Annotated in this window: 21 protein-coding genes and 1 pseudogene; 13 read left to right on the plus strand and 9 right to left on the minus strand. The window is 68.0% G+C overall.

Annotated elements, in window-relative coordinates:
- Positions 1–33 precede the first annotated feature (33 nt).
- The 10 genes from ACFYVL_RS40840 (at position 34) to ACFYVL_RS40885 (ending at position 10,309) form a co-directional block, all read left to right on the plus strand.
- Entirely contained in the window at positions 34–1,209 is a 1,176-nt protein-coding gene (locus ACFYVL_RS40840; protein WP_389254467.1) for an FAD-dependent oxidoreductase, read from the plus strand.
- A 5-nt stretch (positions 1,210–1,214) separates the two neighbouring features.
- Positions 1,215–2,231, plus strand: a complete 1,017-nt coding sequence (locus tag ACFYVL_RS40845) for a malate dehydrogenase (RefSeq protein WP_389254469.1) — start codon at positions 1,215–1,217, stop codon at positions 2,229–2,231.
- The gene (locus tag ACFYVL_RS40850; protein ID WP_389254471.1) at positions 2,228–3,265 is read left to right on the plus strand and encodes a D-alanine--D-alanine ligase family protein; all 1,038 of its coding nucleotides are present in this window, start codon (positions 2,228–2,230) and stop codon (positions 3,263–3,265) included. The genes ACFYVL_RS40845 and ACFYVL_RS40850 overlap by 4 nt, the downstream gene beginning before the upstream one ends.
- A gap of 78 nt (positions 3,266–3,343) precedes the next feature.
- Complete coding sequence (locus tag ACFYVL_RS40855) at positions 3,344–4,618, plus strand: M20/M25/M40 family metallo-hydrolase (protein ID WP_389254473.1); 1,275 nt, start codon at positions 3,344–3,346, stop codon at positions 4,616–4,618.
- 17 nt (positions 4,619–4,635) lie between these two features.
- A complete protein-coding gene (locus tag ACFYVL_RS40860; protein ID WP_389254475.1) occupies positions 4,636–5,133 on the plus strand; it encodes a GNAT family N-acetyltransferase in 498 nt (165 codons plus the stop codon).
- A 103-nt stretch (positions 5,134–5,236) separates the two neighbouring features.
- Positions 5,237–6,202: a pyridoxal-phosphate dependent enzyme gene (locus ACFYVL_RS40865; RefSeq protein WP_389254477.1), complete on the plus strand. Its 966-nt coding sequence runs from the start codon at positions 5,237–5,239 to the stop codon at positions 6,200–6,202.
- A 22-nt stretch (positions 6,203–6,224) separates the two neighbouring features.
- Positions 6,225–6,827 (plus strand): TIGR00730 family Rossman fold protein, encoded by a 603-nt coding sequence (locus ACFYVL_RS40870; protein ID WP_389254479.1) that lies wholly within the window; start codon positions 6,225–6,227, stop codon positions 6,825–6,827.
- 93 nt (positions 6,828–6,920) lie between these two features.
- On the plus strand, positions 6,921–8,132 hold the full coding sequence (locus tag ACFYVL_RS40875) for an MFS transporter (RefSeq protein WP_389254531.1): 1,212 nt from the start codon (positions 6,921–6,923) through the stop codon (positions 8,130–8,132).
- 23 nt (positions 8,133–8,155) lie between these two features.
- Positions 8,156–9,523 (plus strand): allantoinase AllB, encoded by a 1,368-nt coding sequence (gene allB, locus ACFYVL_RS40880; protein WP_389254481.1) that lies wholly within the window; start codon positions 8,156–8,158, stop codon positions 9,521–9,523.
- Between the two features lie 30 nt (positions 9,524–9,553).
- Positions 9,554–10,309, plus strand: a complete 756-nt coding sequence (locus tag ACFYVL_RS40885) for an aspartate/glutamate racemase family protein (RefSeq protein ID WP_389254483.1) — start codon at positions 9,554–9,556, stop codon at positions 10,307–10,309.
- A 970-nt stretch (positions 10,310–11,279) separates the two neighbouring features.
- Here ACFYVL_RS40885 and ACFYVL_RS40890 read toward each other — a convergent pair.
- The 6 genes from ACFYVL_RS40890 to ACFYVL_RS40915 form a co-directional block, all read right to left on the minus strand.
- A complete protein-coding gene (locus ACFYVL_RS40890; RefSeq protein WP_389254485.1) occupies positions 11,280–12,098 on the minus strand; it encodes a polysaccharide deacetylase family protein in 819 nt (272 codons plus the stop codon).
- Between the two features lie 128 nt (positions 12,099–12,226).
- Entirely contained in the window at positions 12,227–12,640 is a 414-nt protein-coding gene (locus ACFYVL_RS40895; RefSeq protein WP_389254487.1) for a hypothetical protein, read from the minus strand.
- Positions 12,641–12,789: 149 nt separating this feature from the next.
- Positions 12,790–14,340, minus strand: a complete 1,551-nt coding sequence (locus tag ACFYVL_RS40900) for an ATP-binding protein (protein WP_389254489.1) — start codon at positions 14,338–14,340, stop codon at positions 12,790–12,792.
- A complete protein-coding gene (locus ACFYVL_RS40905) occupies positions 14,337–15,086 on the minus strand; it encodes a response regulator (RefSeq protein ID WP_389254491.1) in 750 nt (249 codons plus the stop codon). Before ACFYVL_RS40905 ends, ACFYVL_RS40900 begins: the two co-directional genes overlap by 4 nt.
- Before the next feature lie 75 nt (positions 15,087–15,161).
- A complete protein-coding gene (locus ACFYVL_RS40910; protein WP_389254493.1) occupies positions 15,162–16,472 on the minus strand; it encodes an acyltransferase family protein in 1,311 nt (436 codons plus the stop codon).
- An 80-nt stretch (positions 16,473–16,552) separates the two neighbouring features.
- The gene (locus tag ACFYVL_RS40915; RefSeq protein ID WP_389254495.1) at positions 16,553–17,383 is read right to left on the minus strand and encodes an SGNH/GDSL hydrolase family protein; all 831 of its coding nucleotides are present in this window, start codon (positions 17,381–17,383) and stop codon (positions 16,553–16,555) included.
- Positions 17,384–17,927: 544 nt separating this feature from the next.
- Between ACFYVL_RS40915 and ACFYVL_RS40920 the strand changes: the two are divergent.
- Positions 17,928–18,383: pseudogene (locus ACFYVL_RS40920) on the plus strand (transposase family protein); the annotation flags it as partial.
- 101 nt (positions 18,384–18,484) lie between these two features.
- Here ACFYVL_RS40920 and ACFYVL_RS40925 read toward each other — a convergent pair.
- Positions 18,485–18,742, minus strand: a complete 258-nt coding sequence (locus ACFYVL_RS40925) for a hypothetical protein (protein ID WP_389254497.1) — start codon at positions 18,740–18,742, stop codon at positions 18,485–18,487.
- Positions 18,743–19,594: 852 nt separating this feature from the next.
- On the opposite strand from ACFYVL_RS40925, the gene ACFYVL_RS40930 reads away from it, so the two are divergent.
- A complete protein-coding gene (locus ACFYVL_RS40930) occupies positions 19,595–20,170 on the plus strand; it encodes a transposase (protein ID WP_389254499.1) in 576 nt (191 codons plus the stop codon).
- Positions 20,171–20,779: 609 nt separating this feature from the next.
- Positions 20,780–21,550, plus strand: coding sequence for a GAF domain-containing protein (locus ACFYVL_RS40935; RefSeq protein ID WP_389254501.1), 771 nt, complete (start codon positions 20,780–20,782; stop codon positions 21,548–21,550).
- Between the two features lie 454 nt (positions 21,551–22,004).
- Here ACFYVL_RS40935 and ACFYVL_RS40940 read toward each other — a convergent pair whose 3' ends face one another.
- Both ACFYVL_RS40940 and ACFYVL_RS40945 read right to left on the minus strand, forming a co-directional pair.
- Complete coding sequence (locus tag ACFYVL_RS40940; RefSeq protein WP_389254503.1) at positions 22,005–22,457, minus strand: hypothetical protein; 453 nt, start codon at positions 22,455–22,457, stop codon at positions 22,005–22,007.
- The gene (locus ACFYVL_RS40945; RefSeq protein ID WP_389254505.1) at positions 22,454–22,717 is read right to left on the minus strand and encodes a hypothetical protein; all 264 of its coding nucleotides are present in this window, start codon (positions 22,715–22,717) and stop codon (positions 22,454–22,456) included. Before ACFYVL_RS40945 ends, ACFYVL_RS40940 begins: the two co-directional genes overlap by 4 nt.
- Positions 22,718–22,897 lie beyond the last annotated feature (180 nt).

Consider the following 22,897-nt stretch of genomic DNA (forward strand, 5'->3'; position numbering starts at 1 on the left):
CTCCAAAACCGTCTGAATTGGGGTGAAAACAAAATGAAGGCTGTCATTATCGGTGCGGGCATCGGCGGTCTTGCGCTGGCTGTAACGCTCCAGCGCAGGAACGTCGAGTGCCTGATCCATGAGCGTCGCCCGGGTATCACCTCCGAAGGCTCCGGCCTGGTCCTGCACCCCAACGGACTCGCCGCCCTGGAACTCATCGACCCCGAGCTTCGCCGGGAGGTGACCACCGTTGGATATTCACTCCCCGATGACACACCGACGTACATCTTGTCCAGCAATGGAAATGTCATCAGGGAACGAATACCGACGCCCTCGGAACGCCCGGTGACCATCCGCCGAGCAGATCTTCACAAATTGCTCTACGCTCGGTCCGGGCAGGCACAGGTGCAGTTGGGGAGTAATTTCCTTGGTTACACCGAGACGAACTCTTCCTTACGGGCACACGTTGCCAGAGAGAAGAGCAGCAGATGCAATGAAAGCTCTTGTCGGACGCGGTCGCCTGGCGACCCGGAAGTTCAGGATGTCGAAGCCGATGTACTCGTCGGCGCCGACGGATTGCATTCAAAAGTCCGGTGCCAGTTGCTCGACGACGGCTCCCCGAGGCCGATGGGGCTCACATCGATCAAGTCCATCGTCAGGTTGGACCACGACGACCCCCGGCTGCGGGGCGGATTCGTACTGTTCGGCCGGGGCTATCAGGCGTTCTGCTCGCCGCTCGGACCGGACGTCCTGTACTGGGATGTGACCCTGCGGTCCGCCCACCGCGCGCTGCGGGAGCGCCGGAACCTTCGGCGAAGCCTGCTTGCCCGCAGTTGGGGCTGGCCGCCCTACGTGCGGGACATGATCGCCGCAACCCGTCCGGACGACATGTTCGTGACGGTGTTGCGTGATCGCCCCGACAGTCCCCGGTGGTCACGAGGGGCTGTGACGCTGGTCGGTGACGCGGCTCATCCGATGTCACCCTTCCTGGGGCAAGGCACGAACCAGGCCCTGTTGGACGCCGTCGTCCTGGCCGAGGCCATCGATACGCACGGCAGGGACCTGACGAAGGCGTTCTACGACTACGAGGAAGCCCGAAGGGACATCGCCTACCAGGCGATGCGGGACTCACGTCAGATCGGCTTCCAAGGGCAGACCCGCAATCCCTACGTGCGCTGGCTACGTGACCGGTCGGTACGAGCGTCACCGCAGGCGGTGACGCCGAAGTGAACGCGATGAGGACGAGCGCACCACGTGAACGGCAGGGCACAGTAGCCGTCATCGGCGCGGGTCAATGCGGCCGGATGACCGCCCTGCGCGTGGCCGAATCCAATGTATTCGAAGCCGTGATTCTCACCGATGTGGTCGATGGGCTCGCCGAAGGGATCGCCCTCGACATCAATCAGTCCCGGGCGGTGGTCGGGTTCGAGACGACCGTGGTGGGACGGACGGTGAGGCCCGGTGTTCTCGATGACGAGTCGATCGCCGGCGCCGAGATCGTGGTCGTCGCAGCCGGAGCCGCTCCAGAACCCGACTGGCCGGCAGAACGACTGACCCGGGAAAACGGGCTGATCGTACGTCAGGTCAGCGAGACGATCGCCCGTCACGCACCCGAAGCCGTCGTCATCGTCATGACCAATCCCGTCGATGTCATGACGGCGCTGACCAGCGCGTCGACCGGATTCCCTCCGCATCGTGTCATCGGCCAGTCCGTGCTGTTGGACACGGCCAGGTTCGCGGACTTCGTGGCAGAGCCGCTGGGCGTCCCCCGCTCGTCCGTGACTTCGGTGACCGTGGGCTCGCACGCACACGACGAGTCCATGATCCCGGTGCTGTCCGCAGCCATGGTGGGCTCCACGCCCCTCACCTCGCTGCTCAGTCCAGCTCAGTTGAGCGCGGCGGTGGCTGCGACACGTCGCGGCGGCATGGACGTCGCGAGAATGGTCGGTACCCACTCCTCCTTCTACGCGCCGTCCGCCGCCGCGGCCCGCATGGTGCGTGCGGTCAAGGACGACGACGGGACGGTATTGCCCGTGTGCGCCTACGCGGAGGGTGCATACGGAATCCGAGACGTCTGGCTCGGCGTGCCCGCGCGTCTGGGCACGAAGGGGGTCCGGGACATCATCGAGCTCCCTCTTGCCGACGAGGAGAGCAGGGCTCTGGCCGCCACGGCGGAAACCTTGCGGGCCGAGCAGGAGGAAGCCCGTGCACTCGTGCTCAACCAGCGCAGAACGGAAGGTGGCAACGCATGACCGTTTCGAAGAAGCAGCTTCGGGTCGCTCTGCTCGTGGGCGGCAGGACCGCGGAGCACTCCAACTCGATATGCAGCAGCGACTACGTACGGGAGTCCCTGCGCAAGGCCGGCTACGAGGTATCCGTGGTCGGCATCAGCAAGACCGGGCAGTGGCTGCGGCAACCCGCCGATGTGCCTTTGGCCTTCGAGGACGGGAAGAGCGAGATCTCGACGGGCGCCCCCATTTCGGTGGGTGACCTGGATGAGGACGTGGTCTTTCCCGTACTCCACGGCCCGTACGGCGAGGACGGCACGGTCCAAGGGCTTCTGGAGATGCTCGATCTTCCGTACGTGGGGTGCGGGGTCTTCGCGTCTTCCGCCGCGAAGGACAAGGTGTGGGCCAATCGCATCCTGGAGGGCGCCGGTCTGCCCGTTCCTCACTGGCAAGTCCTCGAGCCGGGCACTCCGGCCGTTCCTGTCGCAGGCTTCACCCTGCCGGTCTTCGTCAAGCCCGCACGCTGCGGGGGCAGTATCGGCGTCAGCAAGGTCACTGACTGGAAGGACCTTGCCGCCGCTGTCGACGAAGCCCGCCAATACGACCCGAAGGTGGTCATCGAGCAGGGGCTGACCGTCCGAGATGTGGAATGCGGTGTCCTGGAGTTCGCCGGGAAGGACGGTCCCGTTCCGAGCGTCGTCGGCGAGACCGTGGCGGGAGAAGCCCATACCTTCCTCAGCTACGACGCGAAGTGGTTCGACCCCTCCGTCAAGCTGCATGCCCCTGCTGCGCTCGACGCAGAGATCACCGAGCGCGTCCAGCAGACGGCGATAGAGGCCTTCCTGGCATTCGGCTGCACCGGGTTGGCCCGTGTCGACACGTTCGTGACTCCGGACGGCTCGGTGCTGGTGAACGAGGTGACCACGATGCCCGGATTCTCCAGCGTCTCGAACTTTCCCAAGATGTGGGAGGCATCAGGGCTCAGTGGGCCTGAACTCGTCGACGTGCTCGTCACCTTGGCACTCCAACGTAAGTCGCAGTCCGAGCTTCCCCTCTGAGATACGCCCGTGCGGCAGCCAGCATCCGCGGTCGGAGCCAGACGTTCTGTCCGCCCACACCGCTGCGAGAGGATAGAGATGACCCAGCCCGAGAACGCGCACAGCGACAAGCCCCGTCCCGAGACAACGACCAGGGAGCCCTCCAACTCTCCGGACCATCGGACTCCAGAGCAGGTGGACGATTCCGCCCTGGTCGCCCTGGCCCGGCAACTCGCCTCCACCCCCAGCGAATCCGGCAACGAGAAGCAAGCGATCGAGCTGGTGGCCGATGCAATGCGCACCGCCGGTCTCCAGGTCACGGTCGACCGCAGCGGCAACGCGATCGGGACCATCGGACGAGGCGAGCCGGGGGCGCCACGCCTTCTCATCGACGGTCACATCGACTCCATCCCCCTGCACTCCGAACAGAGCTGGCGGGTGGACCCCTTCGGCGGCGTCATCGAGGGCGACCGTCTGTACGGACTGGGCATCTGCGACCAGAAGGCGTCGATCGCGGCCGCGATCTACGGCGTGGCGTCACAACGCGGCGTGCTCGCGGACAGCCCTGGACTGGTTGCGGTGGTTGCCAGCGTGGGGGAGGAGAACATGGAGGGCGCGGCACTGTCGGAGGCCGTGGAGGCGGTGGGGCCGAGCGTGGTCATCACCACGGAACCCAATGACACTCGCCTGGCTGTGGGCCAGCGTGGCAGAGCCAAGGTGGAGCTCGAGGTCGTGGGACGAGCCTGTCACGCCGGCCATGTGAAGCAGGGCATCAACGCAGCCGAGGCGCTCGCTGCGGTGATCACCATGCTCCGGGAGGCTGAGCGCCCGCACCATCCTCAACTCGGATACCGTGACGTCACCTGCATTGACGTCACATCGTGGCCGTACCCTTCCGTCTCCACAGTGCCGGGCCAGGCGCTCGCCCGCTTCGACGCGCGATTCCTTCCGGGCGAGACGGAGGAATCCTTGCACCAGCTGATCAGGGATACAGCCGCCAAAGCCCTGGCCGGCTGGGCGGAGGCGCCCACCGTGACGGTGCGCACGGTCATGGCCGATTTCACGACGTACACCGGAGTGCGGTACGAAGTCGGCGAGTTCGCGGCCGCCTGGTGGACCGAAGGACCGGTCGTCGCGTCGGCACAGCAGGCTCTCGCCGCCGCCGGCCTCGACCCCACCCCCATGTCCTACTCGTTCTGTACGAACGGCTCCTACACGGCGGGCAAGCTGAAGATACCCACGCTCGGGTTCGGCGTGGGCGAGGAGCACATCGCCCACCAGGCCAACGAATACGTGACGCTGACCTCGCTGCGCCGAGGAGCACAGGGGCTCGCCGCACTCGCTCCACAACTGACAGCGCCCGAACAGCGATAGCGAGGCGACCGATTCCCATGACGTCGGTCATCAAGAAGATCGCCGCGACTGACTGGCCGGTGCTGCTTCCGCTCCTCACCGAGCGGTGGGGCGCCCCCTTCATCATCAAGCACCACACCAGATTCCACCTCGACGGTGTGCCTGGCTTGATGGCGCTCCGCGACGGTGCAGTCCTGGGACTGCTGACGTGGGTGGACCGCGGCAGTGAAGCCGAACTGCTGACCCTCGACGCGCTGACACGTCGGCTGGGTGTGGGTGGGGCGCTCCTCGACGCGTTCATGGACGGCGCGCAGCCGGCCGGCATCCGGCGCGTGCTCGTTACGGTCACCAATGATCAACTCACGGGGATAAAGCTGCTCCAGCGCCGCGGCTTCCGTATCGACGCGGTCAGACGAGGAGCGGTTGACGCCGCACGCAGGACTAAACCGCAGATACCCGAGGTGGGCGAGGACGGCATTGCCCTTCACGACGAGCTCGACCTGTCCATCACCCTGTCCAGCACGCAAGCGCCATGACCACCGCTGGCTTCTCCGTGCAGCCGCGACCAAACGGGGGAATCCATTGAGCCGCACCACACCCCGGACCAACGCCCCGCCGACGGCGATGAGCCGGCGTGACGTGGAACGCGCCGCGCACCGCCTGGCCCCTCATGTGCGGCGAACGCCGGTGATTCGCAGCGACGAACTGGACTCTCTGGCATCCGCGAGGTTCTGGCTGAAGGCGGAAAACCTGCAACGCGGCGGTTCGTTCAAGATCCGCGGGGCGCTGCACTCCGTCGATCAGTTGGTCACCGCGGGGTGTCCGGGGGTAGTGGCACAGAGCACGGGCAATCACGCGATCGCGGTGGCGTTGGCCGCCCGTGCACACGGCCTGCCCGCAGTCCTGGTACTTCCCACCGACGCCTCAGAGGCCAAGGTACGCAGGATCCGCGATGCCGGTGCACAGGTGGTCTTCGCCGGAACGTCACTGGCTGAACGCTCCGCCGTCGTAGGTGAACTGCGGGAGCAGTATGGATATCGGGTGGTCGACCCCTATGAGGACTTCAACGTGGTGGCGGGGCAAGCAACTGCCACGGCCGAACTCCTCAGCCAGGTCAACGCCGTCGGCGGCAGCCTGGACGCCGTGGTCCTTCCGGTGGGCGGAGGGAGCGCGATAGCGGGAGCATGCCTGGCGGCGGAAGGAGTCGGCGTCGCTGTCGTCGCCGCGGAGCCGGCCGCGGTGCCTGCGCTCGGCGCCGCTCTGCGCGCGGGCAAACCGGTCACCGTCGCATCCCAGCCGACCATGGCCGACGGGCTGCGCCCGGACCGCATCGGGCAGCTCCCCTTCTCACTGGTCCACGGAGCGGTGACCACCGTCGTGGAGGTGGAGGAGACGGAAATCGCCGATGCCATGCGCGTGGTCCTGGAACGCGTACGGCTCGTCGTGGAACCGTCCGCCGCCACAGCCCTCGCGGGCGCATTGCGTTTCGCCATCAGCTCCGGAGGGAGCGTGAGTGACATAGGCGTACTACTCAGCGGCGGGAACGTCGATGCCCGCACCATCGGGTCACTACTGCTGTCCGACAGCACGCAAATTTCTCGGTAAGGAAATCAACAAAAGGTATAGGATGTCTGCCATCAATGCGTCCATCAAGAACATCGGGGTATTCTGCGGTTCACGGGCCGGCGCCAGCCCAGCCTATGTGGACAGCGCAAAATCCCTGGGTATGGAACTTGCCAAGCGGGGGGCAGGACTTGTCTACGGGGCCGGCGGCGTCGGCGTCATGGGTGCCCTCGCTGCTGCCGCGCTGGGCGGCGGTGCCCGTGTCACCGGGGTCATCCCCCACGACCTGTACGAGAGGGAGCGCCCCGACCTGACCCAGGGCGAGATCTACGTGGCTCGTACCATGCACGAGCGGAAGGCGCTGATGTACCGCCTCTCCGACGGTTTCGCAGTCCTTCCCGGTGGGTTCGGCACGCTGGACGAAGTGATGGAAGTGGCCACGTGGAACCAACTGGGTTTCCATACCAAGCCGGTGGTCCTCATCAACTGTGACGGCTACTACGATCCGCTGCTCACTCTCCTCGACCACATGGTGACCCAGGGATTCATTTCCCTGGAAGAGAGAGCCCTTCTCAGAGTGGCTGAAAACACTCATGACGCACTCGACCAACTCGGTTGGCCTGCGGCACCGAATCAGCTCCTTGACGCGTCATCACAGATTCCCTAATTCCCTTGCAGAATCCAGCAGAGAGGCGAACAAATACTCCCTTCCGCCGAAGAAAGCCCGACGGGGGCCAGCACACCGAATCTCTACACCACGCTGCGTCACAAACGTTTCCGTCAGCTGGTCGGCGCCCGATGTGCGAGTGCGTTCGACAAGACCATGGCCCCGGTCGTGCTGGCCTTCGCAGTCCTCGATCTCGGCGGCTCAACTCTGGACCTGGGCCTCGTCATCGGCGCCCGGTCACTCGCCCTGGTGGCATTCGTCCTCATCGGTGGCGTGGCCGCCGACCGTTGGCCGCGCGTGCGGGTCGTGCAGGCTTCGGGAATCGCGTCCGCCGTGGTGCTGGCTGTCGCCGCCGGCAGCGTGTACGGCGGGTTCGCTTCGGTCGGTCTGCTGCTCTGGCTCAGCCTGGCCAGCGGAGCCCTCTCGGGAATCTCACTGCCGGCCCTCTCGGCGCTCACCCCGCAGACAGTGCCCCCCGAGCTGATCCAACAGGCCAACGCCATGGCTCGGATGGGAGCCAACGCCGCCATGTTCGTCGGGGCTTCGGCGGCAGGCATGCTCGTAGCGGTCTTCTCCGCCGCGGTCGGCATCGCCGTCGACGCAGCCGTATGTCTGGTCATGGCCTTCTGCTTCTTGGGCGTCGGCGGAGCGGAGATCGCGCGGACGAAGCAGGATCGGACGAATCTGCTCGCCGAACTGCGCGAGGGGTGGCAGGAGTTCGCCCTCCGACAGTGGGTATGGGTGGTCACCATTGCGTTCGCGGTGATCAACGCAGCCGGGGCCGGAGGGCTGCAGGTGCTGGGCCCGGTGGTGGCCGACGATTCGTTCGGCCGTGCCACCTGGGGGTTCGCGCTCGCCGCGCAGACTGTCGGCATGTTGTGCGGCGCCTTGCTGGTGACGTGGTGGCGGCCGGCTCACGCGCTGCGCAACGGTGTGGTCCTGTCCGTGCTCGAAGCACTTCCCCTGGCAGTGCTCGCATTCTGGCCCAGCCCGCTGCCCCTGGTCATCGCCATGTTCCTGTCCGGGGTCGCCATCGAGCAGTTCGGTATCGCCTGGGACGTGTCACTCCAGGAGAACGTGCCGGCTGATCGACTGGCACGCATCTACGCCTACGACACGCTGGGCTCCTATGTCGCGATCCCGCTCGGCCAAGTCCTGGCCGGGCCGCTGACCGACCGATTGGGGGCGAGACCGACCCTGATCATCGGTGCCGTGCTGGTCGTCGGCTCCGTTGCGGGAGCCCTTTGCAGCGCAAGCCTGCGAAGCCTGGTTCGCAGTGGTTCCGCCGCCACCTCGGACAAATGACCACTGCGAAAGGATGAGTTGACATGGCTGCCGTTGGCACGGTCATCCGCGCCCCACGGGTAATCACCCCCGACGGGGAGCGCCCTGCGGCGATCGGGGTCTTGGCGGGCCGGATCGCGTTCGTGGAAGACATCGAGACGGATGTCCAGGCGCCGACCGACATCCGACTGGAGGACGACGTCGTGGTGCTGCCGGGCCTGGTGGACACGCACGTGCACTTGCAGGACCCCGGGCACACCGAATGGGAGACCTTCGACTCAGGCACCCGTGCCGCTGCCGCGGGAGGTATCACCACGGTCGTCGACATGCCCTTGGACAGCCTTCCGGTGACCGTCACCCTGTCGGCCTTGGAGACAAAGCGGCAGGCGGCAACAGGACGCTGCCACGTGGACGTCGGGTTCTGGGCGGGTGTCACGCCCGACAACCTGCACTCGCTGCGCGAACTGCACGACGCCGGCGCCCTCGGCTTCAAGTGCTTTCTGGCGAACACCGGGATCGACGAGTTCCCTCCTGTCTCCCCGGAACAGGTCGAAGCCGCACTGAACGAATTGAGCGGCTTCGACGGGGTGCTGCTGGTACACGCCGAAGACCCGCTCCCGCCACGCCCAGAGCTCTCCCGCGTGACGCGCTATCAAGAATTCCTGTCCCAGTATCCGCCTGAGACGGAGACCAGGGCAGTGTCACGCCTCATTGACATCGCCGCCCGCAGTCACCATGGCAGGCTGCACATCGTGCACGTCTCGAATGCCGATTCGGCAGCGATGATTTACCGGGCGAGGCGTGACGGCATCGCAATCTCTGCCGAGACCTGCCCCCATTACCTTGCGTTCAGCTCCGCCGACATCCCCGAGGGGGGCACCGAATTCAAGGTATGCCCGCCCATACGAGGCGCGGAACATCGCACACGACTCTGGGAGTACTTGCGTCGCGGGGCCCTGGACATGGTCGTCTCGGACCACTCCCCTTCCGCCGCGGCTTACAAACGGGACGAGGGCGGAGACTTTACCCATGCTCCGGGCGGTATCAGCTCACTCCAGATCAGTCTTCCGGCTGTATGGACGGTGGCACGGCAAAAACAAGTCCCCCTGTCCGAGGTCGCACTCTGGATGGCTACCCGGCCGGCCGAACTCGCAGGGCTGGCAACCAAGGGACTTGTCGCACCCGGCCGTGACGCGGACTTCTGCGTCCTTGCCCCGGACGAGAGGTTCACGGTCGATCCGGCCGAACTCGCACACCTCCAACCACGGACGGCCTACGCCGGAAGAACCCTGTACGGCGTGGTTCGGCAGACCTGGCTACGCGGATTCCCCATCGACTTCAGCCATCCCCGCGGCACCCTCCTGGCGCATTCACGCACGGACGCCATGGGCCAAGAGACCGGAACCGGATAGCAAGGGCCATATGCAAGAGATGGAGGAAGAATGAGAATTCTCGTGGTGAACCCCAACACATCGGAGACCATGACCGCAGCCATAGACCGCGCCGCCTGCCGGCAGGCGGCACCAACCACCGAAATCGTCACGTTGCGTTCCGAGTACGGTGCCGAGGGGATCGACAGCCACTTCGCCAGCCTGCTGTCGGCAGTGGCGGTGATGGACTGCGTATCAACGTACCCGCATCACTACGACGCGGTCGTGATGGCCGGCTTCGGAGAACAGGGCCGGGAAGGCGTGCAGGAGATCGCGAGTGCCCCTGTTTTCGACATCGCCGAGTGCTCCGCTCACGTGGCCCAGCTCATCGGCCGCACCTACTCAGTAATAACCACTCTGAGCCGTTCGATCGCCGCCATCGAGGACCGTCTCACGGTGGCGGGCCTGTCCGCACGGTGCGCCTCGGTCCGTGCCGCCGGCCTGGACACTCTTGAGGTCGAGCAGGACCCTCAGCACGCACAGCAAAAGATACTGGCCCAGGCGCGCCATGCCGTCGAGCATGACCGGGCCGAAGTGATCTGCCTCGGCTGTGCGGGCATGACCGGCCTGAACGAATTGATTACGGCAGAACTTGGTGTTCCGGTCGTGGACGGCGTCGCCGCCGGAGTCGCGATGGCAGAAGCGATCGTGGGCCTGGGCCTCAGCACCAGCAGGGTCTGCACCTACGCTGCGCCAGGCGAAAAGTCCGTCAAAGGCTGGCCTCTGTCAGAAATGATGCAATATCTCGGAATCCGGCGCCCGTGTTGAAAACACCCCGGACGGGGCCCAGCTGAACCAGGTGACAACGTACTGCACCTGCTCGTCCTCCCGGCCTTCCCTCGCGTCTCGGGGCCGGTCCTCCTTGACTGGCTGGGCCATAGACAGGCGCGAGTCGTCCGGAAGTGGCGATGACCTGGCCTTCGAGGGGCTTCTCCCGGATGTGGTTGCGCTCGATCTGCCCGGCGAGGCGGGCACGGGGCGGCACGGCGAAGAATATGACGCCCATGCCGTTGGGGTCGTAGATGCGGGTGAGGAGTTCGAGCTGGATGCCGTCGGCTTGCAGTTCGGCGGACAGCGGCATCAGCTCGGCCAGCAGGCTCGCCAGTTCCGGGTGGGCGGTCGATGTCCTGCTCAGGCCTGCCCTGGTCTGCGGGTCCGGGGTGCGGCTGCGGCCCGGTGTGGTGGCCGGGGCCAGGGTGATCCGGCCAATCGCCCAGGGCAGCCGCCGAGCGGCCGCACATCTCCGGATCGCCCACCTCGACGGCCAGCCGGTGGGCGATCGGCCCCACCTGCCACCCCGCGTGACAATCGAAGGGCCGTGCCGCGGGGCCACACCAGCATCACGGCCCGGTGCCACTGACGGCAGCGAACCGCCGCTCAACCGCCGGTGACCGGCGAGCAGGCGCGCAAGGTACTCGGCCACGGGACGCGGAACGTCGGGCCTGGCACGATGCGAGACCACGTGAAGCCTCCTGTGACGGGCAGGATCTCTCGCAAGTCCCGTGCTGCCAGGGGCTTCACGTGCTGTTCAGGGGGCATACAGGCCGCCCTCCGAAACCACGTCATCTACGTGCTGAGAAGACTTCAGTATGTCGATTCCCAGGAGCCTGCCCCTTTGCGGCGGGGGTGGCCGCGGGGGTACGTGCGTGTGCGGGGACACGGCGGTCACGTGTGAGGAGTTGACTGCTCATGGATGCCTTTTCTGGTGAGCGGTACTGGAGTGGGGAGAAGCGGTGTATCAGTCGGCTTTGGGGAAGCTGAAGGCGTAGCCCTGTTCTTTGAACCAGGGCAGGAGTTCTTTCAAGGCGGCGAGGGACTGGGTGCGATTGCTGCCGCCGTCGTGCATAAGGACGGTGGGTCCCTTGGTGATCTGGGCTTTGACCGCGGCGACGATGCGCTCGGTGCCCGGTCGTTCGAAATCACGGGGGTCGACGTTCCAGCCGAGATTGACCATGGAATGTGCGGCGGCTATCTGACGGCTTTCCGGAGTGAACGCACCGCCGGGGGCGCGGTAGTACCAGATCCGCTTGCCGCCGGACGCCTCGTCGATCATCCTTTTCGCGTCCAGGATCTCCTTCTCCTGATACGCGACGGGCTTGCCGTCCATGGCGGTGTCGTGGCTCACCGAGTGGTCGCAGAGCCGGTGCCCTTCGGCGACGATGCGCTTCACCAGGTCGGGGCGGGCGGCGGCGTTCGGGCCCGTCACACAGAAGACGGCCTTGGCCCCGTGCTGTTTCAGCAGGTCGAGGAACTTGGGTGTCCACCTCGGGTCGGGGCCGTCGTCAAGGGTCAGGTTGACGGTCTTCCCCTCGTCCTGCGACGTCCGGACGATGGCCATGTCCACCTTGGGCTGTGGCAGTGAGTCGTCGGTGCCCACCGAGGCCGCGAACTCCCCCTTCGCGTCCGCTACTTCCGATTCGGACGAGAGGCCGGTGGCCATCATGCCTATGCACAGCACTGAAAATCCCATGATGGCGGCAAGGGCGGCGAAGAGAACGCGGCGCGACTTTGCGAGTGCGGCGATTGTGATTACGCGTGAAACGGATTGCTGGTGCATGCCTTCGACGAAAACAAGAGAATGGTCGCTATTTTCCGGTTGTCATCGTTTGGTCATGGAATGGTCGAGGCAAGCGGATTTGTTCGTCGCGCGAGTGGGACTCGCGCGGTCAGTCCTGACTCCGTGCGTCAGGAACCGGTGTACGGAATCGCGTTCCCGCTCGGGTCGCAGCGTGCCGACCAGGGGTCAGACGTGGAGATACCGTTCTCGTGGAAACGGACCTTGACGTTCTCGGGGGCCTTACCGCCGGGTACGTCGGAGTGGGCGGCAGTGCACGCGAGCTGGCTGACGGCCGCGACCCGGAGATCGCTGATGGTGACCGGCAGGTACACGTCCACAGTGTCCGGCTGGGCCGACGCGCTGAGCCGACCGCCCATCGGCGGCACCTCACTCGTCAGGCCCCGGTCCCGTTCGGCCCGCGTCGGTCCCTCCAGCAGGAGGTCGAGGGCCTGCTGCGGAGACGGCGGCCGGTCGGTGGGCCGGGACGCCGCGCGCAGGCCGTAGGGGCCGACGAAGTAGAGCCGGATCTGGTCGGCGGACATGCCGGGCCGCTGCACCCCGGAAGCCGGCGCTCCGGCCGGTTCGGGCCCCGTGACACCGACTCCGCACCCCGAAACTGCGGCGAGGAAGACTGCGAGGGAGGAAGCGAGGAGGGGCCCGCAGGGGCCCCGGCGAGCTGCGGGGGTCCTCGTCATCGTTCCGTCCCTTCGAAGCGCCCGGGTTCTTCCGGGTCTCCCGGCTCGCTGAGGTCTCCCGGCTCCCCCGTGTTCAGAACGGAGAGGGGCAGCGTGAAGGTGAACTCCGCACCGCCGTCGGCGGGATTGGCCACGGTGAGCCTGCTCCCGTGCAGCCGGACGTTCTCCACGGTGATGGCCAGACCGAGCCCGCTGCCCTCGGAGCGCGGCCGGGCGGAGTCCGCCTTGTAGAACCGCTCGAAGACGTGAGGGAGCGCGGCCTCGGGGATGCCGGATCCGTGGTCGGTGACCGTCACCACCGCGTGGGAGGGTCCGTCGGCCGTGTCCGTCGGCGCGTCGGGGCGGGCCCGTAGGACCACCGGCGGGCTGCCGTGGTGCAGGGCGTTGCCAATCAGGTTCGCGAGGACGACGTCGATGCGCCGGGGGTCCACCCGTACGCGGAGACCTGCGGGCACGTCGACGCGGATCTGCCCGGGGGAGGCGGGCCAGCCGCGCAGCGCGAGGGTCTTCTCCACCAGCGTGCCCAGGTCGACGTCGTCGAACTGAGTGAGGGCCGCGCCCGCGTCGAACCGGGACACCTCCATGAGGTCCTCGACCATGCGGGCGAGCTTGCGGGTCTCGCTGCTGATCAGGAGAACCGCGTCGGCGGTGTCCGGGGGCAGCAGGCCACTGTGCGCGTCCTCGTCGAGCACCTCGGTGACCGCGGCCATGGCGGCCAGGGGCGTACGCAGCTCGTGGGCGACGTCGGCGGCGAAGCGCCGTGAGGTGGCCTCCATGCGGCGCAGCTCGGCGTCGTTCTCCTCCAGGGTGGTGGCCATGGTGTTGAACGTGCGGGTGAGGTCGGCGAGCTCGTCGTGACCGGTCACCGGCAGCCGTGTGTCCAGCGCGCCCGCGCTGAGTTTCTCCGCGCCGTGATGCAGACCGCGTACGGGCCGCAGGACCCGGCGGGAGGCGAGAAGCGCCGCGAACACCGCGAGGGCGAGGGCGGGCACGGCCCCGGACCGCGCGGCGGCGGCGAGGGAGTCGATGGCGGTCCGGTCGTCGTCCAGCGAGAAGTCGGCGTAGACCACGAGGCCGGAGGTCTTGTTCGTCGTGCCCTTCTCAGGGGCGTAGTGGACCGGCATGCCGATCATGAGCCAGGGCGTCCCGTCGCGGTCGGTGCGCTGGCGGACGCTGGTGTCCTGGTCCTTGACGGCCGTGCGCAGCGCGGCGGGAACCCGCAGAGGAGAACGGGCCTCGGAGGCGGCGACCAGGGGGCCGTCCCGGTAGGCGGCGGTGGTGTGCCAGGAGCGGGAGCCGCCCGCCCGGTCGAGCTGGAGGGTGAAGTTCTGGAGGTCCTGGACGCTGGGGGGAAACGGCAGGTCGGGGGCGAGCGAGTTGAGCTGGGCCCGCAGGTCGTGCACTGCCGTGTTCTGGCTGCGGGCGAGGATCGACGACCGGGCCTCCCGGTAGGTCAGCAGGGCGGTGATGAGCGCGCTCAGCGCCGACACCGCGAGGAACGCGACGACGAGCCGCGTGCGCAGCCCTCGGGGCAGCGGCACTCTCATGCGGGGGCGCCGTCCTCCGTGGGCGGCCGGGTCTCGGCGGAGAGCGGCCCGAAGCGGTAGCCGAAGCCGCGCACCGTCTGGACGTACACCGGGCGGCGGGGATCGTCCTCGATCTTTCCTCGCAGCCGCATGACGCAGGCGTCGACGAGCCGGGCGTCACCGTAGAAGCTGTGCTCCCAGACCTGTTCGAGGAGGTGCTGGCGGCTGAAGACCTGGCCGGGGGATGCGGAGAGGAACAGCAGCAGCTTCAGCTCGGAGGGGGCCAGCGCCACGTCCTGGCCGTTCTTGGTGACCTGGAGCGCGTTGCGGTCCAGCGTCAGCGCGCCGAGCGTCTCCGGTGCGTGCGGCACCGAGTCCTGCCCTGCGCCGGGCGGGGCCTCCTGGGACACGACACGGCGCAGCACGGCCTTCATCCGGGCCTCGATGACCTCACCGCTGGCCGGTTTGACGATGTAGTCGTCGGCACCGGCCTCCAGGCCCACGACGAGGTCGATGTCGTCGCTGCGGGCCGAGAGGATGATGATGGGGAGCTGGTGCCGTTCCCGGATGCGGCGGCAGACCTCAAGGCCGGACATGCCGGGGAGCATCAGGTCCAGCAGGACGAGGTCGGGCTCGAAGTACTCGATGGACTGGAGGCCCTTCTCACCACTGGAGGCCACCTCGGCCTCGTGCCCACGGCGGCGCAGTGCCAGCGAGACACCTCGCTGCACGGCGGGATCGTCCTCGATCAAGAGCACCCGGGACATCGTGACGCACCAGCCTTTCTCCGTACTCAGCCATCTTTGCGCAGGTGCGCGCCACCGCCACCGGAGAACCGGGCGTCACCGTCCGGCCGAGAGCCGGGTGAGGTCCACCGCGCCTTCGCCCAGTACGGGCATGGGGATGGCGGCCCAGAGGGCGAAGAGGAGACCGACCCCCACGACCAGGGCAAGCGCCCCGCGTCGGCCGTGTGCCCAGCGGGCCCGGAAGCGGAACGGGTTTTCGACGGCGTACATGGACACGAGGGCGGCGCCGAGGGAGACTGCCATGATCACCGCCGTACGGCGCCACCCCGTCATGCCGAGCCGTTCCTCGTTCAGCAGCACGAACACCGGCCAGTGCCACAGGTAGAGGCTGTACGACAGGGCTCCCAGGCGGCGCAGTACGGAGCAGCCGAGCAGACGGCCGACGGGACTGTCCGGGGCCTGCGCCAGGAACCCGATGAGCAGTGCCGCACCCAGGGCGTGCAGGAACAGTCCGCCCTGGAAGAGGGAGGGCGAGTTCTGTCCGTCCGCCAGGACCCAGTACGCGCCGAGCGCGCAGACCAGCGCCGGCGCGCACCAGCACGCCGCTCGGTCGCCGAGCCGCGCCAGCAGGCGGGTGGCGGGGGCGGTCGCCATCAGGCAGCCCAGCAGCAGAGAGAAGGCCCGGGTGTCGGTGCCCTCGTAGACGCGCGTGCTGTCCACCGGGTCGGCCAGGACGATCATCAGCACGAGGGACGCGACGGCACCCATGGCGGCCGCCAGGGCGACCCGCCCGTGCATCGACTTCGCGCGCCGCCCGCGCACCCGCAGCAGGAGCATCAGGATCACGGGCCAGAGGACGTAGAACTGCTCCTCGACGGCGATGCTCCACAGATGGCTGAAGACACGGGTCTCGCCCGCTTCCCAGTAACCGACCTGGTCGGCGATGAAGTGCCAGTTCGCGACGTCGGCGATCACCCACGGGGCGTCGTCCAGCGCCGAACGCACCATCGTGACGGTACCGAAGGCCCACACCAGCAGCAGCGACACGGCGACGGTGACGCCCAGCGCGGGCAGCAGACGGCGCATCCGCCGTCCCCAGAACGCGACGAGGTCCACCCGGCCGTGCGCACCGTGCTCCTTCAGCAGCAGACCGGTGATAAGGAACCCGGAGAGCACGAAGAACAGGTCGACGCCGAGGAACCCGCCGTCGAAGTGCCCGGCGTGGAAGAAGACGACCGCGGCGACGGCGAGGCCGCGCAGGCCGTCCAGCGGCCCGATGTGCCGCTTGCCACGGTCCGGGCCCGCCCCACGGAGGTGGTGGACGGTCCCCGGACGTGCGGCGCGTGCGAGTCCGTCGGCCGAGGCGGGGCGGGGCGGGAGGGCACGGGGTGGCGGGACGGCGGGCATGGTCGGGTCATCTCTCCTTGAACGGGGTCTCCTCGCGAAACGGGCGGCCGGGGCCCTTGGCGGGGCCCCGGCTCACGGGACTACTTGCAGCCCAGGGGTCCGTAGACCTTGTCGCCGGTCCACGCGCCGGTCGCCCACGTGTCGGCCGGAGCCGGTTCGAAGGAGTAGCGCTGGCCCAGCTCGCCGCTCAGCCACTTGGCGAACGCGGCCGAACCCTGCTGGCAGGAGTGGATACCGTCCTTGCTGCGCTGGGCCTTGGCAGCGGCGGAGTCGGTGCCCCAGAGGGCGGAGGCGTCCACGAACCTGACCTTGCCCGGGCTCTTGTCCGCGACGGCCTTGGCCGACTTCGGAGCCTGCTTGATCGCGGCCTCGTTCGGCTTGTAGAAGTCGTCGATCTTGAAGGGCGGCGCGGACACCATGACGAGCTCGGCTCCGGCGTCGTTGACGGCCTTGGCCAGCCTCTTGTAGCCGGCCTTCTGCTCGGCTGCGGTGCCCCAGTCGTACGTGGTGATCTGGTACACGACGACCTCCGGGGAGAAGGACTTCAGTTCCTTCGGCAGCTGCTCCCAGGTCGGAGCGGCTATCTCGCCGATGACCCCGCCGCCTCCGGCGGCTGCCATCGACTTGAACTCGGCCCCGGAAGCCTTCAGAGCCGCACCGAGCGCCGGGGCCTCCGCCTCACCGATGGAGTCGCCCATCCAGAGGATCTTGGGCGCCTTGCTGCCGTTTGCCTCGCCCTGCGTGGCGGGAGCCTCCGCCGTGACGGCACCGGAGGAGGACGAAGCGGAGGGGGCGGCTTTCCCGCCGCCGCACGCGGTCAGGGCGACGGCGGCACCGGCGGCGGCCACGGTCAGGAGGGTGGTGCCGCGGCGGGGGAGGAAGCGGGGGGAGGGGATGTGCGTGGTGTTCATGTCCTCCAGGAAAGCCGAGGAAAAACCAGGTCAGGACCGCTGTCATCGTTTCGTCATGGAGCGGGGTCAGGCCCGTCACCGGCAGCGGGCGAGAGCATCATCTGAGAGGGCACCGGCGCCTCGTCCCAGGCCATCAAGGCTCTCCCTCGCTCTCTCCTGCCCCATCAGCGAAGTCACCCTGATCAACTCCGACGGCACCATGAAGACCCCCTGGCCGCCAAGGACGGCCTGTCCACCCCGACCTCGATCGGCCGGACCGATGACGAGGTCTACGCACCCAGCGCCGCCTGCCTCATCCAGCAGGGCCCCAGCATGCTCCGCGCCGCCCGCACCAACTGACCCGCCACCCCCGCCCGGCACCCGCCGGGCGGAGCCCCAGGCCCGCGACCCTTCGTACGAGCCCGGAAACCTCCCCGCCGGTGAATCCACCTCGGTCGTTTTCAAGGCTGAGCACGCCGAAGAGCTTGAGTGGAGGCTCGGGGCCGCAAGTCACGTGCGAGTTCTGGGTCTCCCGTCACGTGGGAGAGGCCGAGGCCTGACGGCAGATCCGGACTTCGTTCTCCTGGACGGTACGCTCGCCGAGTGCGAGCGCGTCGGCAACGCCGACTACTGTTCGAAACACCAGCGGCACGGGGTGAACGTGCAGGTCGTCACGGACCCGGCGGGCGAGATCCTGTGGCTGTCGCGGGCTCCGCCGGGCCGGACCCACGATCTGACAGCCGCCCGCACCCACAAGATCGTCCGGATCTGCGAACGCCAGGGCGTCCCGATCCTCGCCGACATGGCCTGCATCGGTGCCGGCGACTGGGGCACCACCGCCAAGCGCCGCCCGCCAGGCGGCGAACTCACACCCACCGAGCGGACCCGGAACAGGGCCCTGCCCGCAGCCCGAGCACCCGTCGAGCGTGGCATGGCACGACTGAAGTCCTGGCAGGTCATCCGCAGATCCCGCATCAGCCCCAATCGCATGAGCGTCATCTCCAGAGCCGTCCTCACCCTGGCCGCCGCCGCGTCAGCGTCCTGTGGGCCCTCCTCCCCGACGGACGGACCTACGAACTCGCACCGCCACCGCTCACGAGGCTAGACAAACAGCATTAGGAATCAGTACTGGGAGCGAAGTGCGCGAGCGATATCGATATCGCTCGCCAGCGCACTCAGCCGCACGGGGGCCCTCGTTTCGTCCAGAACCACGACGTGCAAGCGGTCTCCGACCTTGGGCGGAGGCACGTCGTGCGACCGCCAGGCAGGGTGCTTCACGTGATCGACAAATCCCTTGGCGCCTGCCGCGTGGACCTCGGCCCCGACCGGTGACACGGCTGTGACAACGACGTTGATTTCCTGATGGTTCTTGAGTTTCATCACGGACCTCCAGGGCCTTTGGTCCGCGCGAGGCGGACGTGAAGAGTTTCCCTTCCCTCCGATGTGAGCGTCAGGGGGCGGGTCGAATGCCGTGACCACCACATTCGTGTACCGCTCGAACGTTTGCGAGGAGTAGCAGTACCTTCCGTGGTCCTTGCTGTGGGGTGGTCAGGTCAGTCCATCGGCTGGGTGACCCCGTCGAGCAGGCGGGGGCGGTCGGGATGCCTCAGGTCCGGATGCGTGAGTTCGATCTTGATGCTGTACCGCGTGTGGAACACATCATTGGCCATGCCGGGAAACGGTAGACCCTGCCGCTGACAACGGGGAGTCCCGCAGCTTTCGGATGCTGGTGGTGCGGCTGCCCACATAGTCCTGACGGGGGCAACTGTGCGGTCAAGTCCCGAGGTGCGGCTTGTTGTGCATCGCTGACGCGCGCAATGTGCGCGGGCGGCGATATCCGAGGAAGTCGTGCGACCGGGGCGCGCGAGCGCTGCGGGGCTTCAGTTGCCATGTCGGGCCGCCTCGGCTGCCGGCGTAGGGATCGCGTGAATGCGGAAAGTAGCCAGGAACATCACTGCATTGCCGTCGGCTGGCTCCCGAGAAATACGGACCGGAGTGTCCTGACCATCCTGCGTCGCCGACGCAACCCAGTGGTGCGCTTGAACGCTGGTTCGGGCAAGCGTGTCCAGACCACTGCCATGCGTGACTGACCTGCACAGTCTCACTTGAGACCGTTCGTCCGAGCAGCGGCGTGACCACCATCCACGTATCGGGCAAGGGTGATGAGTGATCGGCACACCAGTCACTGCCCGTCCTGCGGGTACTGCTGCAGGCAATGGGGCCGTGCTGGGGGTGGACACGCACCGCGACTTCCACGTGGCGGCCGTGCTCTCGATGACGGGCAGGACCCTGGGGATTGAACGCTTCCCCGCCACCGCCCAGGGCTACCGGCAACTCTATGCGTCGGCAGTCGGGTTGGGAGCTGTCCGGTGCGCGGGAGTGGAGTCGTCCGCCAGCTACGGCGCGGGCTTGTCCCGCTCTCTGCTGGCCCAGGGTTTGGAGTTCCTCGAAGCACCGGGTCCCGGGCGTGTGGCCCGCCGTCGGCAGAGCAAGTCGGACGGGAAGGACGCCGAGGCCGCCGCCCGCGCAGTGCTCAGCTGTCGCGCGCGATCCCAGGTGAAGTCGCGGGACGGCCCTGCGGAGATCGCACGCCTTTGCCTCAATGCCAAGGATTCCGCGGTCAAAGCACGGAGACAGGCTGCAAACCAACTCAAAGCAGTACTGATCACCGCGGATCCGGTCCTGCGTGAAGAACTCGCCGGGCTCTCCCGCCGGCAACTGGTCACCGCCTGCCTGCGTCTGGAGGAAGGCGAGTCCAGCGCAGATCCGGTGTTGCAGGCCACACGCTTCACGCTCCGCGCCCGCTGAGGGCGGCGATGACGGCGCTGGGGTGCCGCGGGTGCTTGCTGAAGAGGATGTGTCCGGCGGGGGCGTCGGAGGGCATGTGCTGCTCGATTCGTAGCGTGGGGTGCGGCTGTTGTGGCGGGTTCCCTGGTGGATCTCCCGGCCGGTCAGCGAGCGCGGTGCGGGGACGGGGACGGGGCGGCGGGAGCCGGAGCGGGCGGGGTGCCGAGGGTGCGGTGCAGTCCGGGCCGGTGGTCGGGGGGTGCCGGCGCGCGGGTGCGGGTGATGTCGGCGAGTTCTTCGGTGAGGGAGGCGAGCAGGGGGCTGGGGGGTGGCGGGAGGCGGTGAGTGTCCAGTCGGGGCGGTCGGGGTGGTCGTCGGCCCACAGGGCCCAGGCGGCGGGCCCCTCGCCTGGCTGTGTCACCTACTGCGGGGGCTGTCCCACTTCTTGTGGACTCGGCCACAACCGTGATCGCTCCGCCTGAGGTTGCCAGGAGACCATTCCGGATAAGCAGTCCCGGCCACGACGACGTCCTGCGCTGCGCTCACCGGGGACGGGTTCCCCTGCCGCTCGCTATCGTGGGAGGGCCCTGCGTCCTTGCCCAGGGCGCCCGGTTGAGGGTGGGGGGTGGAGTGCGCAGGCACAACGAGGCTGCCGCGCTGGCCGCACAGCGGGCCGTGCACGCGCGGGCTTATGCGGAGCAGCGGCAGGTGGATGCCGAGCGCATGGCCAGCCAGATCCAGATCAAGGCCCTGGAGAGCCCGCGGGACCAAACGAGCTTTCCCCGCCTGGAATTCCTCGACCCCTACTTCCTGGCCGGCACACCGCCAACGACACTGCTGGATGCCCTGGCGGGGTGCGTGGCGGAGGTGCTGGACGTGCCCCGGTGCGATGCACAGCAGGCGTGCCCGGCCAACGGGGGGCTGCAATTGGTGGCCCACCGCGGCATGAGCGCACCGTTTCTGACGTACTTTGCGCTGGTGGCCGACCGGAGCACCGCGTGCGGCCAGGCGGCCGAGAGCGGCTGTGCGGTGTGGGTGCATGACGTGCGCACCAGCTCCCTGTTCACCGACGGCAGCCGGCAGGCCGTGCTGGATGCCCAGAGCCGTGCCGTGCTGTCGCTGCCCCTGGGGCAGCCGGGCGGGCCGGTCCTGGGCGTGCTGTCCCTGCACCACCGTTCCCCCGGCCTCTTGGCCCATGTCGACACCGCGCTCCTGGGCGCTCTCACGCGCGCGGCGGGCCGCGCCCTGCAATGGCACGCCAGCCGACCTCCTGTGGTGCAAAACCGACGGGCGTCCGCGCCGCTCCAGCAGAAGCCGCCGACCCGCACCCCCTCCGAGTTGCCGCCGCCGAGCGTGACTTCCGCAGTCACCGCGAAACGACGCCCGACGTCGCCGCTGTGACCACTCGCCGGGGCGCTGCGCGGTGAAGGCGTCGAAGCGGAGCCCAGCCGTGGCGGCGGGCGGGCTCCAGCGGTGCCCGCGTCCGTCGAGGGCGTACTGCCAGGCGGTCCCGTTGCAGGACCGCGGAAAACATAACGGGGTGGTGGGTTGTAGTGGTGGATGGCGTACTGGATGCGGCGTAGTTGGCAGCCGAGGTTGGTGCAGAAGTCGCCGTCGGTGGCCAGGCCGTTGAGCCGGTGGGTGATGAGGATCCGGGTGGTGGTGACCGCGCGTGCGAGCCGCGCACGACGGGGCTGGGGGACTCGGCTGAGGTTGAGCTGGGGCAGCAGGGTGTTGGCCGCTGTGACCAGGTCGGTGGCGAGTTCGGCGGTCTGTTGGGCTGTGGGTTGACCGATCTGGTGCGTGGCCCGGTTGATGATGACCGTGATCCAGTCGGCGTTCGCGGCGATGGCGTTCATCGCGGGCCTCTGTTGAGGGGGCGGGCTGTGCGTTCGCGTTGGCGGCGGATGGCGGGGGTGAGGTGGTGCTGGGTTTCCAGGGTGTGTGCGAGGGCGCGCACGCACCGGGCCAGGGCCTGGACGTGCCCCAGGGCTTCCAGCGGTGCGTTCGCTCCGGTGCCGTATACCAGGGATGCGTTACCGGCCAGCTCCCGGCCCCGGGCGAGGACGGCCAGGTGGTCCGGCCATTCTGCGGGGGTGAACAGGGCGGGATCGAGGTGGTGGGCGAGGTTCCAGTACCAGGTGTGGAGGTCGCTGGCGGCTTCGCGGATGCGCCGGTGCTCGGGCGGCATCCGCCACTGGAGGATCTCGGTGCACCCGGCGCGCACCGCCACGGGGTCGATGGCGGGCTCGTGCTCGGGGGTGGGGGCCGTGCGGGCAGTGCTGGTTTCCTGTGCCGGATTACTCACGTGCTTTTCTCCAGAATCGGGACGTAGTACGGAGCTACAGGTGGGCGCTGGACCGGGCGCGCGTGCGCGCGCTCGGTGTCCGCCTGGTGGCAGTGGACGCGGTCGGCAGCATCGACCGGCGCGACCTCGTCCAGCGCATCGATCTCGGTGAGGCGGTCGACCAGGGCCTCCACCACGCCGGCCGCCTGCCGCAGGCACATCCGCAGCCCCTCGGGCTGCTCGGGCCACGCCGAGGCGACCTGCTGCTGTGCCCGGCCCACCAGTTTCTGCAGGTGGTGTCCCCACTGCCCCGGCCGCCCGTTGCGAGGGCGACGATCCGGCGCAGGTCTGCGGACAACTGGCTGGTCAGGGGGTGGAGTTCGGGTGGGGCCGGGGCCTGTTCGCTGAGGATGTCCCCGGCCGCTTCCAGGATCTCCTCCAGCACCGGCATCTGCCGAAGC

Origin of the sequence: Streptomyces sp. NPDC004111 (assembly GCF_042874215.1) — a bacterium.
Lineage (GTDB): Bacteria > Actinomycetota > Actinomycetes > Streptomycetales > Streptomycetaceae > Streptomyces.